Source organism: Pseudalgibacter alginicilyticus, from assembly GCF_001310225.1.
Taxonomy (GTDB): Bacteria; Bacteroidota; Bacteroidia; order Flavobacteriales; family Flavobacteriaceae; genus Pseudalgibacter; species Pseudalgibacter alginicilyticus.
In genome coordinates this window covers 1,231,037-1,254,406 of the sequence record NZ_CP012898.1, presented here as the reverse complement: position 1 = coordinate 1,254,406, position 23,370 = coordinate 1,231,037, and the positions used below count along the sequence as shown (strand labels likewise).

Annotated in this window: 20 protein-coding genes; 14 read left to right on the top strand and 6 right to left on the bottom strand. The window is 32.0% G+C overall.

The window, feature by feature from the left end; translation table 11 throughout:
• Nucleotides 1-140 precede the first annotated feature (140 nt).
• The 8 genes from APS56_RS05140 to APS56_RS05105 all read left to right on the top strand — a co-directional run bounded on the left by APS56_RS05140 (nucleotide 141) and on the right by APS56_RS05105 (nucleotide 7,837).
• On the top strand, nucleotides 141-704 hold the full coding sequence (locus tag APS56_RS05140; RefSeq protein ID WP_054725548.1) for a DUF1573 domain-containing protein: 564 nt from the start codon (nucleotides 141-143) through the stop codon (nucleotides 702-704).
• Between the two features lie 28 nt (nucleotides 705-732).
• The gene (gene yajC / locus APS56_RS05135; RefSeq protein ID WP_054725545.1) at nucleotides 733-1,020 is read left to right on the top strand and encodes a preprotein translocase subunit YajC; all 288 of its coding nucleotides are present in this window, start codon (nucleotides 733-735) and stop codon (nucleotides 1,018-1,020) included.
• Nucleotides 1,021-1,405: 385 nt separating this feature from the next.
• The gene (locus tag APS56_RS05130; protein ID WP_054725542.1) at nucleotides 1,406-1,843 is read left to right on the top strand and encodes a GNAT family N-acetyltransferase; all 438 of its coding nucleotides are present in this window, start codon (nucleotides 1,406-1,408) and stop codon (nucleotides 1,841-1,843) included.
• Nucleotides 1,844-1,885: 42 nt separating this feature from the next.
• Nucleotides 1,886-2,077 carry a hypothetical protein gene (locus tag APS56_RS05125; RefSeq protein WP_054725540.1) on the top strand — a complete coding sequence of 64 codons (192 nt, stop codon included), beginning with the start codon at nucleotides 1,886-1,888 and terminating at the stop codon, nucleotides 2,075-2,077.
• A 50-nt stretch (nucleotides 2,078-2,127) separates the two neighbouring features.
• Nucleotides 2,128-2,931: a pyrroline-5-carboxylate reductase gene (gene proC / locus APS56_RS05120; protein ID WP_054725537.1), complete on the top strand. Its 804-nt coding sequence runs from the start codon at nucleotides 2,128-2,130 to the stop codon at nucleotides 2,929-2,931.
• 4 nt (nucleotides 2,932-2,935) lie between these two features.
• Nucleotides 2,936-3,706 (top strand): glutamate 5-kinase, encoded by a 771-nt coding sequence (proB, locus tag APS56_RS05115; RefSeq protein ID WP_054725534.1) that lies wholly within the window; start codon nucleotides 2,936-2,938, stop codon nucleotides 3,704-3,706.
• A gap of 243 nt (nucleotides 3,707-3,949) precedes the next feature.
• Nucleotides 3,950-5,638: a histidinol-phosphatase HisJ family protein gene (locus APS56_RS05110; protein ID WP_054725531.1), complete on the top strand. Its 1,689-nt coding sequence runs from the start codon at nucleotides 3,950-3,952 to the stop codon at nucleotides 5,636-5,638.
• Between the two features lie 141 nt (nucleotides 5,639-5,779).
• Nucleotides 5,780-7,837, top strand: a complete 2,058-nt coding sequence (locus APS56_RS05105; protein WP_054725528.1) for a protein-disulfide reductase DsbD family protein — start codon at nucleotides 5,780-5,782, stop codon at nucleotides 7,835-7,837.
• On the opposite strand, the gene APS56_RS05100 is transcribed toward APS56_RS05105, so the two are convergent.
• The 3 genes from APS56_RS05100 to APS56_RS05090 form a co-directional block, all read right to left on the bottom strand.
• The gene (locus tag APS56_RS05100; protein WP_054731176.1) at nucleotides 7,818-7,970 is read right to left on the bottom strand and encodes a hypothetical protein; all 153 of its coding nucleotides are present in this window, start codon (nucleotides 7,968-7,970) and stop codon (nucleotides 7,818-7,820) included. The genes APS56_RS05105 and APS56_RS05100 overlap by 20 nt on opposite strands.
• A 489-nt stretch (nucleotides 7,971-8,459) precedes the next feature.
• The gene (locus APS56_RS05095; protein WP_157757610.1) at nucleotides 8,460-10,100 is read right to left on the bottom strand and encodes a M56 family metallopeptidase; all 1,641 of its coding nucleotides are present in this window, start codon (nucleotides 10,098-10,100) and stop codon (nucleotides 8,460-8,462) included.
• Between the two features lies 1 nt (nucleotide 10,101).
• The gene (locus tag APS56_RS05090; RefSeq protein WP_054731174.1) at nucleotides 10,102-10,461 is read right to left on the bottom strand and encodes a BlaI/MecI/CopY family transcriptional regulator; all 360 of its coding nucleotides are present in this window, start codon (nucleotides 10,459-10,461) and stop codon (nucleotides 10,102-10,104) included.
• A 205-nt stretch (nucleotides 10,462-10,666) separates the two neighbouring features.
• Between APS56_RS05090 and APS56_RS05085 the strand changes: the two genes are divergently transcribed.
• Both APS56_RS05085 and APS56_RS05080 read left to right on the top strand, forming a co-directional pair.
• Entirely contained in the window at nucleotides 10,667-11,611 is a 945-nt protein-coding gene (locus APS56_RS05085) for a calcium/sodium antiporter (RefSeq protein WP_054725522.1), read from the top strand.
• A 278-nt stretch (nucleotides 11,612-11,889) separates the two neighbouring features.
• The gene (locus APS56_RS05080; protein WP_054725519.1) at nucleotides 11,890-12,429 is read left to right on the top strand and encodes a sigma-70 family RNA polymerase sigma factor; all 540 of its coding nucleotides are present in this window, start codon (nucleotides 11,890-11,892) and stop codon (nucleotides 12,427-12,429) included.
• A gap of 127 nt (nucleotides 12,430-12,556) precedes the next feature.
• Here the strand turns inward: APS56_RS05080 and APS56_RS05075 are convergent, their stop codons facing one another.
• Nucleotides 12,557-13,576: a glutamine synthetase beta-grasp domain-containing protein gene (locus APS56_RS05075; RefSeq protein ID WP_054725517.1), complete on the bottom strand. Its 1,020-nt coding sequence runs from the start codon at nucleotides 13,574-13,576 to the stop codon at nucleotides 12,557-12,559.
• A 265-nt stretch (nucleotides 13,577-13,841) separates the two neighbouring features.
• Here APS56_RS05075 and APS56_RS05070 point away from each other — a divergent pair, with 265 nt between their 5' ends.
• The gene (locus APS56_RS05070) at nucleotides 13,842-16,028 is read left to right on the top strand and encodes a glutamine synthetase III family protein (protein ID WP_054725515.1); all 2,187 of its coding nucleotides are present in this window, start codon (nucleotides 13,842-13,844) and stop codon (nucleotides 16,026-16,028) included.
• A gap of 129 nt (nucleotides 16,029-16,157) precedes the next feature.
• On the opposite strand, the gene APS56_RS05065 is transcribed toward APS56_RS05070, so the two are convergent.
• Nucleotides 16,158-17,363, bottom strand: a complete 1,206-nt coding sequence (locus APS56_RS05065; RefSeq protein WP_211259736.1) for an Lcl C-terminal domain-containing protein — start codon at nucleotides 17,361-17,363, stop codon at nucleotides 16,158-16,160.
• Nucleotides 17,364-17,636: 273 nt separating this feature from the next.
• Here APS56_RS05065 and APS56_RS05060 point away from each other — a divergent pair, with 273 nt between their 5' ends.
• The 3 genes from APS56_RS05060 (at nucleotide 17,637) to APS56_RS05050 (ending at nucleotide 22,591) form a co-directional block, all read left to right on the top strand.
• Nucleotides 17,637-18,815 carry an AIR synthase related protein gene (locus tag APS56_RS05060; protein WP_054731169.1) on the top strand — a complete coding sequence of 393 codons (1,179 nt, stop codon included), beginning with the start codon at nucleotides 17,637-17,639 and terminating at the stop codon, nucleotides 18,813-18,815.
• Between the two features lie 66 nt (nucleotides 18,816-18,881).
• Nucleotides 18,882-19,847 (top strand): DUF3078 domain-containing protein, encoded by a 966-nt coding sequence (locus APS56_RS05055; protein ID WP_054731167.1) that lies wholly within the window; start codon nucleotides 18,882-18,884, stop codon nucleotides 19,845-19,847.
• 188 nt (nucleotides 19,848-20,035) lie between these two features.
• Nucleotides 20,036-22,591 (top strand): adenosylcobalamin-dependent ribonucleoside-diphosphate reductase, encoded by a 2,556-nt coding sequence (locus tag APS56_RS05050; RefSeq protein ID WP_054725512.1) that lies wholly within the window; start codon nucleotides 20,036-20,038, stop codon nucleotides 22,589-22,591.
• 88 nt (nucleotides 22,592-22,679) lie between these two features.
• Here APS56_RS05050 and APS56_RS05045 read toward each other — a convergent pair whose 3' ends face one another.
• Nucleotides 22,680-23,363 carry a DUF4377 domain-containing protein gene (locus APS56_RS05045; RefSeq protein ID WP_054725510.1) on the bottom strand — a complete coding sequence of 228 codons (684 nt, stop codon included), beginning with the start codon at nucleotides 23,361-23,363 and terminating at the stop codon, nucleotides 22,680-22,682.
• Between the last annotated feature and the right edge of the window lie 7 nt (nucleotides 23,364-23,370).

Here is a 23,370-nt window from a genome sequence, read left to right as displayed (position 1 = left end):
AATCGACTATATTAATTGCTACTTTTACAGCTTAAATTATAGTTAAAATCATGAAACATTTTGGATAAAATTCTTATTGTTAACAAGGATAAATTGATAGGATGTTACATAAATAAATTAAAACAATAAACCCATTCCACATGAAAAAAGTAATTTTAGGATTCAGTACACTTTGTTTAGTAGCTTTTACTTCTTGTAAAGAGAATGCCTCAAAAAAAATTAATGAAACTAATGTTGCAGCAGCAGCAGAAAGAGATGCTAATTCATCTAAATTTCCAGTGATTGAATTTGATAAAGTAGAGCATGATTTTGGAGAAATTGAAGCAAAAACAGCCGTTAAAACGGTTTTTAAATATAAAAATACAGGAGAAGCTCCTTTGGTAATTACAGATATTAAAAGTTCTTGTGGTTGTACAGTACCTCAAGATTGGAGTAGAGAGCCTTTAGCTGTCGGTGAGTCGGGAGAATTTACGGTAGAATTTAATGGAAGTGGTGCTAACAAAGTGTCTAAAACCATTACTGTTACTGCAAATACAGAAAAAGGTACCGAAACAGTTAAAATTACGGCCTTTGTAAAACCAGACCCAAATACACCAACAGCAACTAGTCAAGTGGCTCCAGCAGCTCCAGGTGTTAATTCTCCAGTTCAACAACAGGTTAAGTATAGTACGCAACCTGGGCACGAAGGCCATAACCACGATTAATAACGATTTTAATTAATAAAAACAGACAATGGAAGAGTTAAGTAAGTTTATGCCGTTTATTTTGATGTTTGTGGTTGTGTATTTCTTCATGATTGCGCCACAAATGAAACGCGCAAAAAAAGAAAAAAAGTTTAATGCCGAATTAAAAAAAGGCGATAAAATAATTACCAAAAGTGGACTACACGGTAAAATTTTAGAGTTAAATGATAAAGATGGAACTTGTGTTTTAGAAACCATGTCTGGAAAATTAAAGTTTGACCGTTCATCTATTTCTATGGAATTGAGCTCAAAATTAAATACTACTGTTTCAGCTTAATTGGACAGAAATTATAAAAAATATAGCCTCCATTTATGGGGGCTTTTTTATGGTTATAAAGTAGCCATTATATTATTTATAAGTATATTAACAAGGTTTTCTTGCTAAAGGGAAGGGCTTTTTGTATTTTTGCACCATGATAACAAGCATTCATGAAAAGCGAAATCAAAGAATATTCAATTTTAACTTTCTAGTTTTTAGAACCCAGTCTAGTAAATTTATTCCTCCTGCTCGTTAATTATAAGAGTTTCCTCTTTTTTTGATTTATTCAGTTTACATTAGTTAAATATCTATTTTATTAAATATTTAATTCTTTCTACTTGTATTAATTTATCACTATTTACTGTAGTAATGTTAATTGCTCGGTAATAAATAATTAAAGTCAATGATTATAAAAACCTTTGATGCCTTTACAAGGTTGTCAATCAATGATATAAATCGTATAGCCAATTTTTTGCATGAAAATTCAGGAGAATATGGCGATAGCAAAAGTGCAGTCAAAAAATCTTTGTTGTATGCAGCAAAAGAAATACCTGGACTTGGTGGCTATGTGTTTGTTATGGAACATAAAAGTGATATTTTGGGAGCTTTAGTCATTAACAAAACAGGTATGAAAGAATACATTCCAGAAAACATATTGGTTAATGTGGCAGTAAAAAAAGAATATAGAGGAAAAGGCATAGCTAAAGAATTAATAAATTATACTATAAATTATTGTAGGGGAGATATAGCTCTACATATTAATAAAAACAATCCAGTGGTTAAATTATTTAAAAACAGTGGGTTTAAACCTAAAAATATTGAAATGGTTTTAGAACGATAACCTATTTAAAACTCAATATTTATTAAATTAAAAAAGCATAGAATGAAAATTATACAAATAAGAAGAAAAACGACCTATAGAAAACGAAGTTCGAAAAAAATGTTTGAAATTATAACCCGAATAACTTACGTTAAAAAATATATATTCGGATTACCTGTAGCAACAATAAAGAAAAATAAAGAAATGTATTTTGAAGATAAAAGAATTAACAAAGAAAGTATGTTGTTTGTTTAACTCTTTTTTTTTATAAATTCACTACATTACACTAACTAATTAATATATACATGAAAGTACTAGTAATAGGCGCTGGAAACATGGGGCTTACATATGCTGAAGGCATGTCAAAATCAAAACGTCTTAACAATGAAAACATTATGGTTTTAGACAAGTCAGAAGAAAAGCTCAAAGAACTACATCAGATTTCATATTTTGATGCTTTTGAAGATTTTAAAGATTGTGTGCCACAAGCAGATATTATTTTTATAGCAGTAAAACCTTATCACTCCGAAAGTGTATTTGAGGAAATAAAATTATTTTTAAACCCCAAACAAATAGCTGTTTCTGTTATGGCAGGTGTTACCATACAAACCATTCAAGAAGGGACAGGCTTAACTAAAGTTGTAAGAGCTATGCCTAACTTACCTGCTCAAATTGGTCAGGGGTTAACTTCTTTTATAGCCACAAAAGAGGTTTCTAATGATGAGGCTTTAATTGTTGAGGATTTATTAAATACCACAGGAAAATCTATTCAAGTAACAAGTGAACGGTTTATTGATGCTTCTACAGGAATTTCAGGAAGTGGTCCTGCTTATGTGTTTTATTTTATGCAAAGTATGATGGAAGCAGCTACAGAAATGGGTTTTTCAAAAGAAGAAGGAACGCTATTGGTAAGTCAAACTTTTAAAGGTGCTGTAGAACTTTTTAATCAGTACAATATTACTCCTAAAGCATGGATGGAAAAAGTAGCGTCTAAAGGTGGAACAACACAAGCAGCCCTAGATTCTATGGATGCCAACAATGTTAATAAATTAATACAAGAAGCTGCATTTGCTGCTTTTAATCGTGCAGTAGAACTGGGTAAAAAATAAAAACATGTATAAAGAAAGAATTGTTATTAAGGTTGGTACCAACGTTATGACTAACAAGGATAATAGAATACTAAGACCCGTTTTAAGAGAATTGGTGAGGCAAATTTCAGAACTTTATGAACGAGATATAATGACTATTTTAGTTTCTTCGGGGTCTGTTATTGCAGGAAAAGAGGTTTTAGGAAAATCCAAAATAAAAAACGACACCCAAAGACGTCAAGTGTATTCTGCAATTGGTCAGCCGCGAATGATGCGTCACTATTATAATATTTTTAATGATTTTGGGATGAAATGTGCTCAGGTTTTGCCTACTAAACGAGATTTTAGTCCAGGAATTCACAGGCAAAATATGATTAATTGTTGTGAAGGTTTGTTACAAGAAGGTGTTATTCCTATTGCTAATGAGGATGATGCTGTATCGGTTACCATGTCTATGTTTTCAGACAATGATGAGCTTGCAAGTTTAATTGCAGAATTAATAAATGCAGACAAACTTATTATACTAACAGATATTGATGGACTGTATACAGGGCATCCAGATGCTAAAGATAGCAGCCTTGTTGAAAATGTAGATCCAGAAGAAAATTTAGATAAGTATATTAAAGAAAACGATAAAACCGAAGGCGAAGGCAGAGGAGGTATGGGATCAAAGTTAGATTATGCACAAAAAGCGGCAGCTAAAAATATTCCAACTTACATTGCTAATGGTAAAAAAGATAATTCTATTTTAGATATTTTTGATGGAACCTTTACAGGTACAAAAGTATCTCTTTAGCCTAAGTCAATACAAATTGTTAATTCATTAATCCTATTTTAGGATATATGATATAGTTATAAAAGCCAATGTTTTTCACGCATTGGCTTTTTATTTAGGTATAATTTATCTGTATTGAAATACTGAGTTATGAAGAGTGTTGTTTTTAGTTTTTATATAAAACCATTAAATTATAACTCATAATTCCATTCCAATCATTAAATTTGGAGATTATATGAAGCACAATTTAAAGCGTATTGATTGATGAGAAAATTCAATGAATTTATTTGGGAAACGCATGGTATTCATGCTGGTACAGAGCAAGATCATGTAAAACATGGAATTGATAAATTAGAAGATATTATTGATAAAGCCATAGCAGCCAGGCATCCAAGTATCACGTTCGTTATTCATTCGCCAAGGCTAACGAGTTTTAGATATATTGCAGAAAGAGAAACGAACGTTAAATTTATTAGGGGTAATAAATCTTATTTAAACTATCCTAAGCGCATTGCTAATCTTCGTAAAAAATATGAAGGACGTATCAATATTAAATATGGTGTTGAGTTAGAATGGATGGGGCCAGATTTAGGCTTGCAATGGAGTCGATCAAAAATATTTCAGGCTGAAGATGCTGACTACGTTATTGGATCTGTTCATTTTGCACCTGAAGGTTTACCTTACGATGGTTCAAAAGAAGAAGCACTTGAATTGTTGAAAATTCGAGGAAGTTTAGAGGCTTATTGGGATGGCTATTTTAATGAAATGATTCAGATGATTGAGAGTTTTGGAAATATGATCCAAATTATTGGCCATATAGATTTACCCAAATTGAATGTAGATATGCCAGAAGCATTGGTGAATTTTGAAACGAGTGCGCATCCATTAGCAAATAAATTCAGAACACTTTTAGAACTTATTGCCGATAGAAACTTGTCATTGGATGTAAATATGGCAGGTAAGTTTAAAGGTGTAGGGGTATATCCAGTACAAAGTATTTTAAGACATGCTAACGAACTTCAAATTCCAGTTTGTGTTGGAACAGATACACATCATGTGCGCTATTATGGTTTAAATTTTAAAGAAAGTTTAGAATATATTCATGAAGCTGGTTATGAGAGTTATGTGAGTTATTCAAAATTAATACCTGAAAACCGTACCATTTTTGATGATCATGAGCTAAAGGTGAAATATACCGTTTTAAATAAGGGTATTGAATTGTTAAATCAAAGATTGGATGATGAACATAGAAGAATCATTCCGGATTTTTCATTTGGTGGTTCATTCTCAGAATTTGTAGATATTTATAAAAATGCTACCAGTATGGGGGATTATAACGCCATTAGAATTCGGAAATGGGGAAAATCCATTACTGTTACCAATGACATCCCCAAACCATCCAAAAATAAGGTTAATGGTTTATTTTCAGAACATTTGGATAGACCAGGGGTCATTTCATCACTTTTCAATACATTGGCTTCAGAGGGTATTAATGTTGAAACAGCACGTTTAAAATCCAATAATGATGGCACAGCTATGGCATTTTTATCTCTTGAAAGTGAAAATGGAAACGTTCAAAGTGCTATTGATTTTATTAATGGCACCGATGCTGGACTTTTTACTAATTTAACGTACAAAGAAAATGCCGAGTTGCCAAACTATTATCGTGAAGGTGTTTATTTGTTGGAAATGGATGGTGTAAATTTAAATTTAGCACTGAGTGAAAAGGTGATTCTTACAAAACACCATAATGCCCCAGGGGTTTTATTAATATTACTTTCTGCTTTGGCCTCAAAAAATATTAATATTAAAGATTTAAGGTTAGGAAAACTAAACAATGTTGGTTATTCTGCTATAGCAGTTGCAGGTGATAGTAATATCATTAAAAATTTATTAACAAAATTAGGTAATCAATATTACGAAGCTAATTTAATTGAGTTTCATAGTATGTAGAGACTGTATTTCTTTAATTTTAGTATTATACTAACATATCAACTTGTGTTTTTATGCTATTTTTACAGATTCATAATCTTAATTATTTTTTATTGAAAGGTTTAGGTTCTGTTTAACACTAATTAGCAAAAACAAGACATTATGAAAAAAGCAACTTTCGCTTTTATAGTTATATTTTTTTGTCAATTCTATGCTACCGCACAAATGTACAACCCTGTAAAGTGGTCTGCATCTGTTGAAAAAATATCGGATACCGAATACCATTTAATATCTACAGCTACTATTGAGGCTGGGTCTCATTTGTATGCCCAAAGTGTGCCTGACGGTGGCCCCATTCCAACAACGTTTAGTTATGTTGTAAATGATGATTATAAGTTAATCGGCAACACTTCTGAAGAAGAAGGAATAACGGTAGATGATCCTGTTTTTGAAATGCGAATCAAGCATTTTGATAATAAGGCTGTTTTTGTTCAAAAAGTTGAAATATTAAATAATATAAATACCATAAAAGCTTCTGTTGAATTTATGGCATGTGATGATGTTAGGTGCTCGCCACCAACAGAAGTAGATTTAATTTTTAATATATCAAATACTCCTGTAGATAATGCTATGGAAGAACAAGCACCCGTAATAGATGATGCTGTTACCAATGCATTGTTGTATGGCTTGTCAAAAAATGAGTTGATAAAACCTACCAGTGATTGTGGAAAGGAAGTAGTTGTAGTAACAGAAACAAAAGAAAAATCATTATGGGGAGTTTTTGCTTTAGGTTTTTTAGGTGGTTTGTTAGCCTTATTAACACCTTGTGTGTTTCCCATGATACCTTTGACGGTTAGTTTTTTTACAAAAAAAAGTGGGCAAAATAAAGGCTCTGGTGTGTCAAAAGCACTACTTTACGGTTTCTTTATTTTTGCGGTGTATATACTATTGAGTGTGCCATTTCATTTATTAGATTCTTTAAACCCAGACATATTAAACGAAATTTCTACCAATGTTTGGTTAAATATTGTTTTCTTTTTAATTTTTGTGTTCTTCGCATTTTCATTTTTTGGATATTATGAGTTGACTTTGCCAGCAAGTTGGACAAATAAAACAACTCAAGGAGAAAGTTCTGGAGGTTTAATAGGTATTTTCTTTATGGCATTAACTTTAGCCATTGTGTCATTTTCTTGTACAGGTCCTATATTAGGGTCGTTGTTGGCTGGTTCTTTAACGGCTGATGGCGGTGCATGGCAGCTTACAGCTGGTATGGCAGGATTTGGAGTTTCCTTAGGCTTGCCTTTTGCCTTGTTTGCTATGTTTCCTAATATGATGAATGCTTTGCCAAAATCTGGAGGTTGGTTAAACACAACAAAAGTAGTATTGGGTTTTTTAGAATTGGCATTGGCATTTAAGTTTTTATCGAATGCTGATTTGGTGGCCCATTGGAATTTTTTAAAAATTGAACCCTTTTTAGTTATTTGGATTATCATTTTTGGAGGGTTGACATTGTATCTATTTGGAAAAATAAAATTCCCGCATGATTCACCATTAAAGAAACTGTCTATTTATAGATTAACAACCGCTATTATATTTGCTGTGTTTACAGCGTATTTAATTTCTGGTTTTAGAGTAAACAATGAAACCAATACATTTAAGCCTTTAACACTTTTGAGTGGTTTAGCACCTCCTGTGGGTTATAGTATTTTGTATCCTAATGATTGTCCTAATAATTTAGATTGTTTTAAGGATTTAAAAACGGGCTTAGCGTATGCTCAAAAAGTGAATAAACCCGTTATGATTGATTTTACAGGTTTAGCTTGTGTTAATTGTAGAAAAATGGAAGAGCATGTTTGGCCTTCACAAAAAATTGATGATTATTTGAGGAATGATTATGTGTTGATTTCGTTATATGTTGATGATAAAAAAGAATTGCCTAAAGAAGAGCAAATAGAAGTGAATAGAATAAATGGAGGTACTAGATTACTAGAAAATTACGGACATAAATGGGCACATTTTCAAACACAGTATTTTCAAACAAATTCGCAACCCTACTATGTACTTTTAAGCTCTGACGGAAAACAAATCTTAAATCAGCCTGTTGGATATACGCCTAACGTGGATGATTATGCTGATTTTTTAGAGTGTGGGCTAAGCGCTTTTGAAGCAGCTAAAACAAATCAATCTAAAGAATTGTTATTTAATCCAACGCATTTTTAGTTACAAACCAACGCCAGCCTATTACGGCCATTTGAAGTTTGGTAGCCTTTGCTAAATCCAACCCTTGTTTGGAGTAACTGGGGAGTATCTTTTTATTCACCTTCGCTAAAAATTTAAATACTTGCTTTTTCATTTTAAAGTGCTTCATAGAGAGTGTAAAAATAGTAAAACTTATTCTAGACTAAGTTTTACATATTTAGAATTATATAATCGATAAAATAATAACGATTATAATTTTAGCAAGTGTCATCATAATTTTAGGTTTTAAAGGTTAGTATTAAGACTCTGTTTATTGATTGAGTTTTCAATATATGGATTTGGAAAACCTCCTTCCAAGTGATTTTATTAAAATTGATGAAATTGAATACGTATTTATAATTAAAAAAATGATATGTATATTAATATGTAAGTTGATTTCTTAAATAAAGTTTTAATATGTGATTAAAAAGTATATATTTATTATAAATTAAAACAATTGTAGAGGGTTTTTAGGGTGAGTTTTTAAAACTAAGGGATTGTTTGTTTTAAAAAGGCTATTTTTTAGGTTTTCATTATTTTTAAAATAGTGAAACAAAAAAAAGACACTCTAAACGAGTGTCTTTAATCTTTAATTTTCGGACAGTTACTTTTTCTTTTTAGTGGTAACTTCAATTGCTCCGTTTTTTCCTTTTAATCCGTATTTTTTTATGGCAAATTCCTTTCTTAAAAAAAAATATCGCTCTAAGTTATTTCTGTTTAAATTATCGAATTCACGTATAGAAGATATTTTTCCGTTTATAACCATTAATGGTGGTTTTTTGTCGATTATCGTATCCCCCTCTTTCGTAATAATAGTTATTTCAAATGGGTTTTTTGCTTGCTTAGTTATAACTTTAATAATACCATTTTCCCCTTTATCTCCATAACTAAGAATGGCATATTCCTTTTTTAAAACACTGATACTTGAAATTTCATCTGGGTTTAAAATGTGAAATTCTTCTTCTGTTGCATCTTCACCATTAATTATGTATATAGGTTTTTTCACATTTTCAGTGGTGTCCAAGCTTTTGTTGTTTTCGTTTCCATAACCTATAACGGTAGCATTGGAAACAGAATTTCTAATTTTAAAGGGAGTTTTCGATTCTGTAAAAAAACCAGAAACGCCATTGTTTTCCATATAATAAAATGAATTTATAGGCTCTAATCCATCTATGTGGTAGCTACCAGATTGCCCTTTTGAGTTTTTAAATTCAGCTGAAATTTTTATGATTTGATAGTCTGCATTGCGCTTTAAGTTTTTAATTTTTAAAGTGACCCCTTTAGTTTTTGCTAAACTAATAGTGCTTTTTATTTCTGAATCTGTTATAGTATTAAAAATTGTAAGAGTAAAAGGTCTTTTTTGGTTAGGGCTTATTTCCTGGATGTTTTCTTTTTTGATTTTTATTTCTTGAGTATTGAAACTCATTAAAAACCAGCCCAAAACAGGCAGGATTAGTAAATACTTTAATTGATTGATTTTTTTCGATTTTGATTTTTGTAACATAACAATTCGTTTTTTGATTAATGATGTGTAAAAATTATTGGTTAAAGCCATTTGATGAGATGGCATACTTGTTTTTAATAAGGTGGTTTGGTAGCTTTTTTTAGAGTTGAACTTTTGTTGGGCTTTATAATCGGCAATAAACTCTAAATTTTGTTTTATGCTTTTGTTGTAAAGCCAAATAAATGGATTAAACCAAAGTACAACGCAAGATAATTGTGTTAACAATACATCTATAGAGTGGTATTGGCGGGCATGCACTTTTTCATGAGTTATTATTTGCTCTAATTCGGTTTTATTAAATTTCTCTGGGTTATAAACAATCCAGTTGAAAAATGAAAAAGGAGACATTTTGTTTGTGGTTTGTACAATTGTATAGCGTTCTTGTTTTTTTCTTTTGTTTTTAAAAATTACAGTGGACAGCGATGCCAATTGTATTATAAAATTAGCTGTAAAAAATAGAACGCCGATACCGTACAGAATAGGTAGGTAATCTAAAATATTAAATGGTTTTTCAACAGGTTGCATACCGTTTGTTAAAGGACGCATTGTATATTCAGATAAATCAATGGGTGTATATTCTATGTAAATAGGAATGACAAACAAAGGAATTAGGAAAGAGGTTATTAAACCAAGTAGTAAAAACCATCGGTTGTGTTCAAAAAAAGTGTCGCGTTGTAAAAATACTTTATAACACAGATAAAAAATGATGCTAACAGCACTAACTTTCAGTAAATATTCCATGTTATTTTTCTTTTTCAATAAGTTCAATAATTTCCTTAAGCTCTTCCACGCTAATTTTTTCTTCTTTGGCAAAAAAGGACACCATGTTTTTATAAGAATTATTGAAATAATTGTTAATGGCCGTATTCATAAAACCTTTTCTGTAGTCTTCTTTAGTTACAATGGGATAGTATTGATGGGTTTTGCCATAGGCATTGTATGCTACATACCCTTTTTCTTCTAAATTTCTGATAATGGTTGATAGTGTGTTGTAGTGGGGTTTGTCCACTTTTATTTCAGCTAGCACATCTTTTACGAAGGCTTTTTCTAGCTTCCATAAAATGTGCATGATTTCTTCTTCTTTGTTGGTTAGTTTTTCCATTGAATAATATTTTTTTGTCATTCCCAAGAAGGCGGGAATCTTTTGATTTAATTACTGTATACAAACATATAACTATTTTTATAGTTAAACAACTAAAATAATAGTTTTGTAACGGAATTTTTAGTTTTGTTATGGCTCAAAGAAACGTAAACTAAAAAAGTGTAAATCGAAAAAGGTTGTATTATCTTAGCAAAAAAATATTACTATGAGTATACTTTGGGTTGTTTTAGGTTTTATATTATTAGTTATAGGCGGCGAATTTTTAGTACGGTCGTCAGTAGCATTGTCTTTTAAATTTAATATTTCTAAAATGGTGATTGGTATGACGGTGGTGTCTTTTGCTACCTCGGCTCCAGAGCTTTTAGTGAGTCTACAAGCAGCGCTTTCGGGTTCGCCAGCCATTGCCATCAATAATGTGGTGGGCTCTAATATAGCTAATATAGGTTTGGTATTGGGGGTTACAGCTATGGTAGGATCTATTGCTGTTGATAAATCATTTTATAAATTGAATTGGCCTGTAATGATGATATATTCAATAGTCCTTTATTATTTTTTAAAAAACGATAACATTCTTTCTGTTCTTGAAGGGGTTATTTTATTTATTGGTCTCATTGTGTTTTTAATTATCTTAATAAGAAATGCAAGAAAAGATTCAGACCTTGAGGCGGTAGATGAATCATTAGCTGTTGTTTCAAATATCAAAATATTTTTATGGTTGCTGATAGGGGCTGTATCATTGTACTTTGGTAGTGAATGGTTGGTTTTTGGAGCTAAGGATATTGCTACTTCAATAGGAGTGAGTGAGGCTGTAATAGGAGTATCTTTAATCGCTATTGGTACAAGTGTCCCAGAATTAGCAGCATCTGTTATAGCTGCAGCAAAACAAGAAAAAGCTATTTCGTTGGGGAATTTAATAGGTTCTAATATTTTTAATATAGCTTCTGTTTTAGGCTTAACAGCTATAATTACGCCTATTCCAGTAACTGAGCCTCAAATAATGTATAGCGATATTTTTTGGATGCTTGGTTTTTCTGCTGTTTTAATACCATTAGTATTTCTTCCTAAAAGATTACAGATAAGCAAAATGAAAGGGTTCTTTTTGGTGTTGGCCTACGGTGTGTTTATGTTTATGGTATTTACAAATAAATAATTTTTTCGGTTTTATTTTTTTTGAGTTTTAAATAAAAAAAAGCATAAAAAATGCATCTTTGACTCCTGTTTAGCGTCTATTCTATGAATTTAAACACATAATATCATGGAAAATAAAGAATGTACTTGTAATTGTAACGCTTGCAAAAGTAGTGGATGTGCTAACTGCACCTGTGAAAATTGTACTTGTGCCAATTGCAATTGTTAAGTTATATGTAAATGACATGTAAATAGTGTTTATTTTATTAACTTTAAGGTAAACACTATTTTTTTATTACTATGAAAACTCAAGATATTTGGAAACTATATGGAGATGATTTAAAATACTTCATAATAAGTAAAGTGAAGGATGGTGTCGTAGCAGATGATTTGCTTCAAGAGGTTTTTATCAAAATACATACTAAAATAACGTCATTAAGAGACAATAGTAAATTGAAACCTTGGGTGTTTTCAATTGCGAGGTATACTGTTATGGATTATTTTAGAAAGCAACCAAGTTTCCAAGATGTCTCAGATGAATATTTTATTGATGAAGATGAGCATCACGAGCATTCGGAGCAAGATTGTTTGCGAAGTATTATCAGTAATCTTCCTAAAAAATACAGAATACCTTTGTTTTTAGCAGATATTAAGGGCTTAAAGCAAACGGAAGTTGCCCAGCAATTGAATTTATCTCTACCTACTGCTAAATCGCAAATACAACGTGCTAGAAAGTTAATTGCTAAGGGATTTATGGATTGTTGTGGTTTTAAGTTAAATGAAGAAGGTTATTTGGTTGGTGAGCTTAAAGAGAGAGCTGACTGTAAAGTGTGCCATTAAAAAAAGAGATTTTTTTAGTAAATAATTGATGTAACCTTAATAAAAACACAATTTTGTGTTTTAATATGTTAAAAAAAAACGCTAACATTTAATGTTAGCGTTTTAACTTATATATTATGTAATAAAATTATTTAATTGGTTTAACCGTTTTAATAATTCTAGCGGCAATTTTATATGGATCAGCATTTGAAGCTGGACGTCTGTCTTCTAACCATCCTTTGTATCCTTTTTCTACAGTAATAATTGGAATACGAATTGATGCGCCTCTATCTGAAACTCCCCAAGAGAAATCAGTAATAGCAGCTGTTTCATGTAAACCTGTTAAACGTTGATCGTTAAACTCTCCGTAAACAGCAATATGTTCATTAACTACAGGGCGGAAAGCTTCACAAATTTCAGCATACTTTTCTTTAGAACCACAAGTTCTTAAGATAGAGTTTGAGAAGTTAGCGTGCATACCAGATCCATTCCAGTCCATGTCTTTTCCAAGTGGTTTTGGGTGGTACTCAATATAGTAACCATACTTTTCTGTTAAACGATCTAATAAATATCTAGCAATCCAAATTTCATCACCAGCTTTTTTAGCTCCTTTAGCAAATAATTGGAATTCCCATTGACCACATGCAACTTCTTGGTTGATACCTTCAAAGTTTAAACCAGCTTTAATACATAAATCGGCATGCTCTTCAACAACATCTCTACCATGTGTGTTTAATCCACCAACTGAACAGTAATACATTCCTTGTGGCGCAGGGTACCCTCCAATTGGAAATCCTAAAGGTAAAAGAGTTTTAGTATCCATGATAAAGTACTCTTGCTCAAAACCAAACCAGAAATCATCATCATCATCATCAATCGTTGCTCTACCGTTAGAAGGGTGAGGTGTTCCGTCAGCATTCATAACTTCAGTCATTACTAAATATCCATTGATACGTTCTGGATCAGGATATATAGCAACAGGTACTAATAAACAGTCAGAAGAACCACCTGCGGCTTGTCTAGTTGACGAACCGTCAAAAGACCAGTTACCTATTTCTTCTAATGTACCTTTAAAGTCTTCGTGTTCTTCAACCTTAGTTTTACTTCTCAAATTTTGAGTTGGGAAATAACCATCTAACCAGATGTATTCTAATTTAATTTTTGCCATAATGAATGATTTATATATGTTCTAATTAATAATTGTTTTCAACAAATATAATATTTATATAGATACTTTGTGTTTTATGGGGGTGTTTTAGTAAAACGGTCAGTTATTTTTATTTATACCCCATTAAATTTAGGCTTATATTAAAAAGACTTTATTTTTTGATTGAAAAATTGAAAAATTCTTAATTAGAAAAAAAATGTTTTCATATGTTTATATAATTTAAGTGAGTATTTTTGTCAAAACTTTAAATATAGGATAGCTAATCATGTCAATATTAAGATTTCATGCAATAAAAGAGTCTCTAGCTTATAAATATGTAAAAATTGAAGAAAAAGAGAGACGTTCAGATTTATTTGGTAAGAATGTGTTTAATGAAAATACGATGCGTCAATATTTGACAAAAGATGCATTTATGGGTGTTATAAATGCGATTCAACATGGAAAGAAAATTGATAGGAATATTGCAGATCAAGTGGCGTCTTCTATGAAAGATTGGGCATTGTCTAAAGGGGTGACGCATTACACACATTGGTTTCAGCCATTAACAGGTATTACTGCTGAAAAACATGATGCGTTTTTTGAAACCGTAGGCAATGGGATGGCAATTGAAAAGTTTGGAGGCGATCAATTAGTTCAGCAAGAGCCAGATGCCTCCAGTTTTCCTAGTGGTGGAATTAGAAATACTTTTGAAGCGAGAGGGTACACAGCTTGGGATCCCACATCACCAGCTTTTATTTATGAAACAACTTTATGCATTCCAACCATTTTTGTAGCCTATACCGGGGAGGCTTTAGATTATAAAACTCCCTTATTAAGAGCACTTAATGCCGTGGATAATGCAGCCACTGAAGTGTGCAAATATTTTGATAAGAACGTTAAAAAGGTAACCTCTTCATTGGGTTGGGAGCAAGAATATTTTTTAATTGATAAATTATTGGCGGCTAGTAGACCGGATATTATGCTTACGGGTAGAACACTGTTAGGGCATTCCTCTGCTAAAGGGCAACAATTGGATGATCATTATTTTGGAGCCATTCCAAGGAGGGCTTTAAATTTTATGCGCGATTTGGAAACCGAATGCATGTTACTTGGTATTCCTGCAAAAACACGACATAATGAGGTTGCTCCTAATCAATTTGAATTAGCTCCTATATACGAAGAGGCTAATCTAGCTGTAGATCATAACTCTTTACTAATGGATGTTATGGGGCGTGTGGCTTCTAGGCATAATTTTAAAGTATTGTTTCATGAAAAACCATTTGTTAATATGAATGGTTCAGGTAAACACAATAATTGGAGTTTATCTACAGATACAGGAGTAAATTTATTAGGTCCTGGGAAAACACCAATGAGTAATCTTCAGTTTTTAACCTTTTTTATCAACACGATTAAAGCTGTGCATGAGCATGAAGAACTTTTAAGAGCTGCTATTGCAACTGCAAGTAATGAACATAGATTGGGGGCTGGTGAAGCACCACCGGCAATTATATCGGTGTTTATTGGGAAACAACTAACTAAAGTTTTAGAGGAGTTAGAAGGTGTTACAAAAGGAAAATTGTCGCCTCAAGAGAAAACAGATCTTAAGCTTAATGTAGTTGGAAAAATACCTGATGTGTTATTGGATAACACTGATAGAAATAGAACATCGCCTTTTGCTTTTACGGGTAATAAATTTGAATTTAGAGCAGTGGGGTCTACAGCAAATTGTGGAAATCCCATGACGATTTTAAATACCATAGTTGCTAAGCAATTGAAAGATTTTAAAGTAGAGGTTGATACCTTAATAGAAAATAAAGGGTTAAAAAAAGACGAAGCTATTTTTAATGTTATTAGAGAGTATATTAAGTCTTGTAGAAACATATTGTTTGAGGGGAATGGTTATGGTGAGGCTTGGGAAAAAGAAGCTAAAAAGCGAGGTTTGAGTAATCATAAAACTACGCCAGAAGCTTTAAAAGCCAAAATGTCTAAAAAAACCATCGATTTATTTGAAGAAATGAATGTGATGAGTAGGATTGAAACACAAGCGCGATATGATATTGAGTTAGAGTCCTATATAAAGCATATTCAGATTGAGAGTCGGGTTTTAGGAGATATAGCTAGAAATCATGTGGTGCCAACGGCTGTTAAATATCAAAACATATTGATTGAAAATGTCAAGGGGTTAAAAGAAATTTTTGAAGCTGATTATAAAGCCTTAGCCAAAGAGCAAATAAGTTTGATAAAAGCAATATCAAAGCATATTGAAGGAATAAATACCAATGTTACAAAAATGACCAATGAACGTAAAAAGCTAAATACACTTGCTGATAATGAAAAAAAAGCGCATGGCTATTGCAATGATGTAAAACCAATTTTTAATGATATTCGTTACCATTGTGATAAATTAGAATTGTTGGTAGATGATGAAATTTGGCCACTAACTAAGTATCGCGAATTGTTGTTCACACGATAAACTTTTGTGGTTTCACTTTTTGATTTTCAGGTTAAAGAGGTGGTTTAATAGTGATGGAATTTTGAGGCTTAGTTTGTGTGTTTTATTGGTGTAAGATGTTAAAGATGAATTTATTAAGTGTTTTGCTATTTATAGGTTTCTTACAAGTCTTACGTAATTATATACATACCTAACATCGCCTTGGGGACCAAAATATTGAGGATAATTACTTTTTATTCCATTTTTAGGGTCGCTTCTTTGACATCCAGCACCATGAACATCAAGTAGATTTTTGTTCATTTTTCCTTGGCCTTCACCAAATGCTATGTAAACAGCACTTTCATAGGGGTATACGCCGTCTTTATGTGTAGTGCTGGTCCAAAAATATGGATACTGTCCAGGGTTTCCGTTAGGATCATTAATTTCGGTGGTATCGAATATAGGATCTATTGCAGGAGAGTTTGTTGTTTGTGGTGATCTAGAGTAATCTACAATACTTTGTAATTCCTTTGCATTTGGTAATCTCCAATCATTATATGATGATAATTCTGAGTTTTCAGCATAAGATAGTGATTCTTTCCAATTTCGAGCAATACCATCGTCTGATTTTTGCCACATTAATCCAGTAGCTAAATCACTTATGGTGCCATCTCTATTGTCAATAAAATTATTTTTACCATATTCAATATTTCCTCTTACCATTCTGAAATACATCATATTGGCATTTTTAGTTTTAGGGCTGTATTTAGGATAACCTTTAATTCGGCCATCTATAAAATTAACTCCAAAAATAGTTTCATCACCATGCATAGTTTTTCCATCATATGGGGTGGAAGACCAGGTTTGTGCGTCAATTTCTCTTTCTCCAATACTCACATTACCTAATGGTTGATTGAAGTATGTTGTGTCAATAAACAAATCAATAGCTTTTGCGCCTTTAACTTGTCCTGTAAATAATATGAGTGAATAAATTTCTTTTAATGTTGGAACTCTCCAATCGGTATATCCAGCTAAAGTTGATGTTTCAGCCTTTACAAAGGCGTTTTCATAAGTGATTTTGTTTCCCATGTCTTGTTCCCACATCAATCCAGTAACGTTGTCGGTAATGGTGCCGTCTCCATTGTTGGTGTATGAGGGTTGATTGCCATTATAGGACGCGTCTTGTCCATGAAAGTCTTGCTCTTCAAGTGTTTTTGAGATTATAGCTGTATTGCTATAAAAATCTTTGACACCTGTATCTACAATTGGATAGCTTGAAATGTTAAGTAAATTATCATTTTCTGATATTTTTTTGTTATCATCATGGTTGCAAGACATGATGTTTGAGGTAAAGATTAATATTAAAATTAAATACATTTTGAACATGTTTAAATTTGATTCTATCAGATGTTTTTTAGACTAAAAATCCTTTTTAAGGTTTAATATGGTACTAATTTTTAGCTGATTTTTTATTTAATATTTCAACTTTAGGCTTAAGATATAGTGTAGGCTTCATATTCATTAAATAGTTTAAAATGGTTAAGTTTTAACAATTTGTAATTATGTAAACTCATAATTTCAGAAATTCACATATCTAAATTTATGGTTTTTAAAATTCAAAGAATTACTTTTGCAAAACAATATACTAATATGAGTCAAGAAGTTTCAAAACGCTACGCCCAACGTGGGGTTTCTGCATCTAAAGAAGATGTGCACAACGCCATAAAAAACATTAATAAAGGATTGTTTCCAAAGGCATTCTGTAAAATTGTTCCAGATTATTTAACAAATGATGATGATTATTGCTTGATTATGCATGCCGATGGTGCGGGAACAAAATCTTCGTTAGCGTATATGTATTGGAAGGAAACTGGAGACATTTCAGTTTGGAAAGGCATTGCTCAAGATGCTTTAATCATGAATATTGACGATTTGTTGTGTGTAGGAGCTACTGATAATATTATGTTGTCTTCAACCATAGGACGGAATAAAAGCTTAATTCCAGGCGAAGTACTTTCAGCAATTATAAACGGAACTGAAGAATTACTGGAAGATTTAAAATCCTTTGGAGTAACTATTCATTCTACAGGCGGTGAAACTGCTGACGTTGGTGATTTGGTGCGTACCATTATAGTAGACTCAACAGTAACAGCAAGAATGAAGCGCAGTGATGTTATTGATAATGCTAATATAAAAGCAGGAGATGTTATTGTAGGCTTGGAAAGTTTTGGGCAAGCAACTTATGAAAAAGCATACAACGGCGGTATGGGAAGTAATGGCTTAACATCTGCAAGGCATGATGTGTTTAGTAAATACTTAGCAACTAAATACCCAGAAAGTTTTGATGCTTCGGTGCCAGAGGATTTGGTGTATTCGGGAGAAGTTAAATTAACTGATAATGTTAAAGATGTGCCTGTTGATGCGGGTAAATTGGTATTGTCACCAACCCGTACTTATGCGCCAATTATAAAGTCTATTTTATCAAAATATAAAAGTGATACTGTTCATGGTATGGTACATTGCTCTGGTGGTGCACAAACTAAAATTCTTCATTTTGTAGATGAATTTCATATTATTAAAGATAATATGTTTACTGTTCCACCACTATTTAAATTGATACAAGAGCAATCAAAAACTGACTGGAAGGAAATGTATCAAGTATTTAATTGTGGGCACAGAATGGAGTTGTATGTAGCGCCAGAAATTGCTGAAGATATTATGTCTATCTCCAAATCTTATGGTATTGGTGCTCAGGTGATTGGAAGAGTGGAGGCTTCAGAAACCAAAAAGCTTACAATAAAATCAGAATTTGGAGAGTTTAATTATTAGTTTTTAGTCTTTTCATGAAAAATGGAACGATTATTGATTATTAAAACATTTTTAATCAACCACAACATGAAACATCGTTTAGTTATTTTAGTATTTTTAGTAACTCAAGTGTTGGTAGCTCAACCTGATTCTTTGTTTATTAAATTTCATCCAGAAAAAGAAAAATACGATAGTCCAGAATGGATTCAAAAAAATAAATTTGGTATAGACTTAAGTGAAGTTGCATTTGTAAATTGGAATTCTGGTGGTAGTAATTCTATTTCTGGTTTGTTAGGCTTTGAATCTTCAGCCAATTATAAAGACCCTTTTTTTTATTGGAATAACAACGTCAAAATTCGTTATGGAATAAATAAACAAGAAAGTCGTGAGTTGAGAAAAACAGATGATTTGTTTGAGCTTAATTCTAATTTAGGATACCAGCCTGATAAATATTCACATTGGTTTTATTCGGCACGTTTTAATTTTAAAACACAATTAGCAAATGGCTACAAATATCCTAATAGAGATAATGAAATTTCGAGGCTTATGGCTCCAGGTTACTTGTTTTTAGGTGCGGGTATGGAGTATGGAAAACAAATTGATGAGCTATCGCTTTATTTTTCGCCATTAACTTTAAAAACTACTTTTGTTTTGGATCAGGATTTGGCTAATGCAGGTTCATTTGGTGTGGAACCAGCTGTTTTAGATAGTCTAGGAAATGTTATAGTAGAAGGAGATCGTATACGAAGTGAAGTGGGGATGCTATTAACAAATAGTTATGAAATGGAGGTTGCTGAGAATATAAAAATGTCTAATCAGTTGAGTTTGTATTCAGATTATATAAATAATTTTGGTAATGTAGATATTGATTGGCAGCTAACTTTTGACTTTAAGGTAAATAGTTTTGTGAAAGCCACCTTTGGATCACATTTAAAGTATGATGATGATGTAAAAACAACCGAGCCTTCTGAAATTGAAGGTGAGTTTGATGAAGCTGGTGCTAAAGTTCAGTGGAAGCAGATTTTAGGTGTTGGTTTTGCTGTGAATTTTTAAAAACATCTAAATATTTTTTATTTAATTTATTTGTTAACTTTTTGTTGTTGATAAATCATTAATAAACTTAAAATCAATTACTTGTAAAATTTTTACGTAAACTTTGTGATCTTTATCATGTTTTAAGTTGCTTATTTTTTGTTTCTTTGTATCGTAAAATAAGCCTAACTAAAAACCTATATTTATCCATGAGCGTAGATGTCTCCAAAAACCCTCCTAAAACGTATTCCCAAGAAGAAGCTTTTAATGCAGCTTTAAAATATTTTAAAAATGATGACTTAGCAGCTCGTGTTTGGTTAAATAAATATGCGCTTAAAGATTCAGAAGGAAATATTTATGAGTTGACTCCAAACGATATGCATCGCAGAATAGCTAAAGAAATAGCTCGAGTTGAACTAAAGTATACAAATCCCTTAAGTGAAGATGATATTTTTGATCTGATAAAAGATTTTAAATATATAGTACCACAAGGAAGTCCAATGGCAGGTATTGGTAACCCATATCAAATAGCATCCCTTTCCAATTGTTTTGTAATAGGTAATTCTGGTGAGTCTGATTCCTATGGTGGTGTTATGAAAATAGATCAAGAACAAGTACAACTTATGAAGCGACGAGGCGGTGTTGGGCATGATTTATCTCATATTCGTCCTAAAGGTTCTGCTGTAAAAAATTCTGCATTAACTTCCACAGGTGTGGTACCATTTATGGAGCGTTATTCAAACTCAACCAGGGAAGTTGCTCAGGATGGTAGGCGTGGTGCTCTTATGTTATCAGTTTCTATAAATCACCCAGACTCAGAAGATTTTATAAATGCTAAATTAGAACAAGGTAAGGTTACAGGAGCTAATGTGTCTGTTAGAATTGATGATGGTTTTATGAAAGCTGTTAAAAATAATACGGATTATGTTCAGAAATATCCTATTTTTAGTCAAAACCCAAAAGTGTCTAAAACGATAGATGCTAATTCACTTTGGAAAAAAATAGTTCACAATGCTTGGAAATCGGCAGAACCAGGTATTTTGTTTTGGGATACAATTATTAATGAATCAGTACCTGATTGTTATTCAGATTTAGGTTATAAAACAGTATCTACAAACCCTTGTGGCGAAATTCCGTTGTGCCCTTATGATTCTTGCAGATTGTTAGCTATTAATTTGTTTTCTTATGTTGAAAAACCATTTACAAAAGAAGCGAGTTTCAATTTTTCATTATTCAAAAAGCATGTAGCTGCTGCTCAGCGTATTATGGATGATATTATTGATTTAGAATTAGAAAAAATTGATAAAATATTAAGTAAGATTGATGCCGATCCAGAGATGGATGACGTAAAAGCTATAGAACGTAATTTATGGGTTAACATACAGAAAAAAGCAGGAGAGGGCCGTAGAACAGGAGTTGGTATTACTGCGGAAGGTGATATGTTAGCTGCTTTAGGAATTCAATATGGTAGCGAATCAGGAAATGCATTTTCATTGAAAGTTCATAAAACCATAGCTATTGAAGCTTATCGTGGTTCAGTACATTTAGCAAAAGAGCGTGGTGCATTTGGAATTTTTGATGCAGAGCGAGAAAAAAACAATCCATTTATTCAGCGACTAAAAGAAGCAGATAGTAAATTATATTACGAAATGCTAGAATATGGTAGAAGAAATATTGCCTTGTTAACTATAGCTCCAACAGGAACAACAAGTTTAATGACGCAAACAACTTCAGGGATAGAGCCTGTTTTTATGCCAGTTTACAAACGTAGAAGAAAAGTAAACCCTAATGATAAAGAAGTGAATGTTGATTTTGTTGATGAAGTTGGAGATTCGTGGGAAGAATATGTAGTGTTTCATCATAAATTTAAGTTGTGGATGGAAGTGAATGGTATCGATAGTTCTAAAAACTTTACACAGGGCGAAATAGATGATTTGATTCAAAAATCACCATACCATAAGGCAACATCAAATGATGTAGATTGGTTGAGTAAAGTAAGTATGCAAGGTGCAATTCAAAAATGGGTAGATCATTCAATTAGTGTAACTATTAATTTGCCTAATGATGTGTCTGAGGATTTGGTAGGCGACTTGTATTTGAAGGCTTGGGAAGTGGGCTGTAAAGGTGTGACAGTTTATAGAGATGGTTCGCGTTCGGGAGTTTTAATTTCAAATGATGAAAAGAAAGAAGACAAGGCGAAAGATTTATTGACAACTTTTCCCGAAAAAAGACCACAAAGCTTAGAAGCAGATGTGGTGCGTTTTCAAAATAATAAAGAGAAATGGATTGCTTTTATAGGGTTGATTGATGAAAATCCTTATGAAGTTTTTACAGGTTTAGCTGATGATGAAGATGGTATTTTAATTCCGCGCTGGGTTAATAAAGGTGTTATTATTAAAAACCGAAATGAAGATGGGAGCTCTCGATATGATTTCCAGTATAAAAACACCAGAGGTTATAAAACAACGATTGAGGGGTTGTCGCATAAATTTAATCCAGAGTTTTGGAATTATGCAAAATTAATTTCAAGTACGTTGCGTCATGGTATGCCTATTGACAAAATTGTAAACCTTATTAATAGTTTACAGTTAGATAGTGAGTCAATAAATACATGGAAAAATGGTGTAGTGCGTGCATTAAAGCGTTACGTAGCAGATGGTACTCAAGCTAAAGGTCATCATTGTGATAATTGTAAATCTGAAAATTTAATTTATCAAGAAGGTTGTCTTACGTGTAAGGATTGTGGTTCTTCTAAATGTGGATAATAACAACTTGAGGTATTTAAATAAGGAAACTAATTTTGGTAATTAGTTTCCTTTTTTTAATTCAATTTTGCATTCGGTCACTTTAAAATTAATCTACCTTTTTAAAATGAATGGTTTCACGGCCATTAGCGTCGTAAAAAAATAAATTTAAACTTTCATGTTTATAACTTACTGAATTTATCAATGCTTTATTGTAGATATCAGGAATTTGCATATCCAAACACATTTTTCTGGTGGATGCTAAAGTGTTAAACATTATGGTATTTGCTGTTAAATTTCTAATACTACCCGTAAAATTATTGCATCCATCAGTGCCAAAAACTTGCATTTTTGTCAGGTTTATTTCTAATGTAGGTGTATTGTTTTTTGCTTTGATCACGTTTCTATTAATGCTTGTTGCTGCCCAAATATCATGTAAAATTATTTTTGGATCTTGCTTTTTTTCTAAAACCTTAACCAATTTATATGTTGTTGAAGAGGTGTCGAAGGGTGTGTGTGTTGTTTTTAAAGAGGTTTTCTTAACTTTTATTTTTTGAAGATATCCAAGTTCAAATGCAAAGTTTTCAATAGACGAATGAAAGGGAGTCCATTCAGTAATATTTAAATCATGGCCTTTATGAATTTGTAAGCATTGTGTTTTACCAGCTCCGGTATTACAATCAGTTTTCTTGCTATTTACCCAAAAAGTTGTGCTCGTAGATTTTGTAGATATGCATGATACACAGAGAGTGGTTATAAGCAATAAGCTTAAGAAAGTTTTAGTAAAAGTCATGAAATTT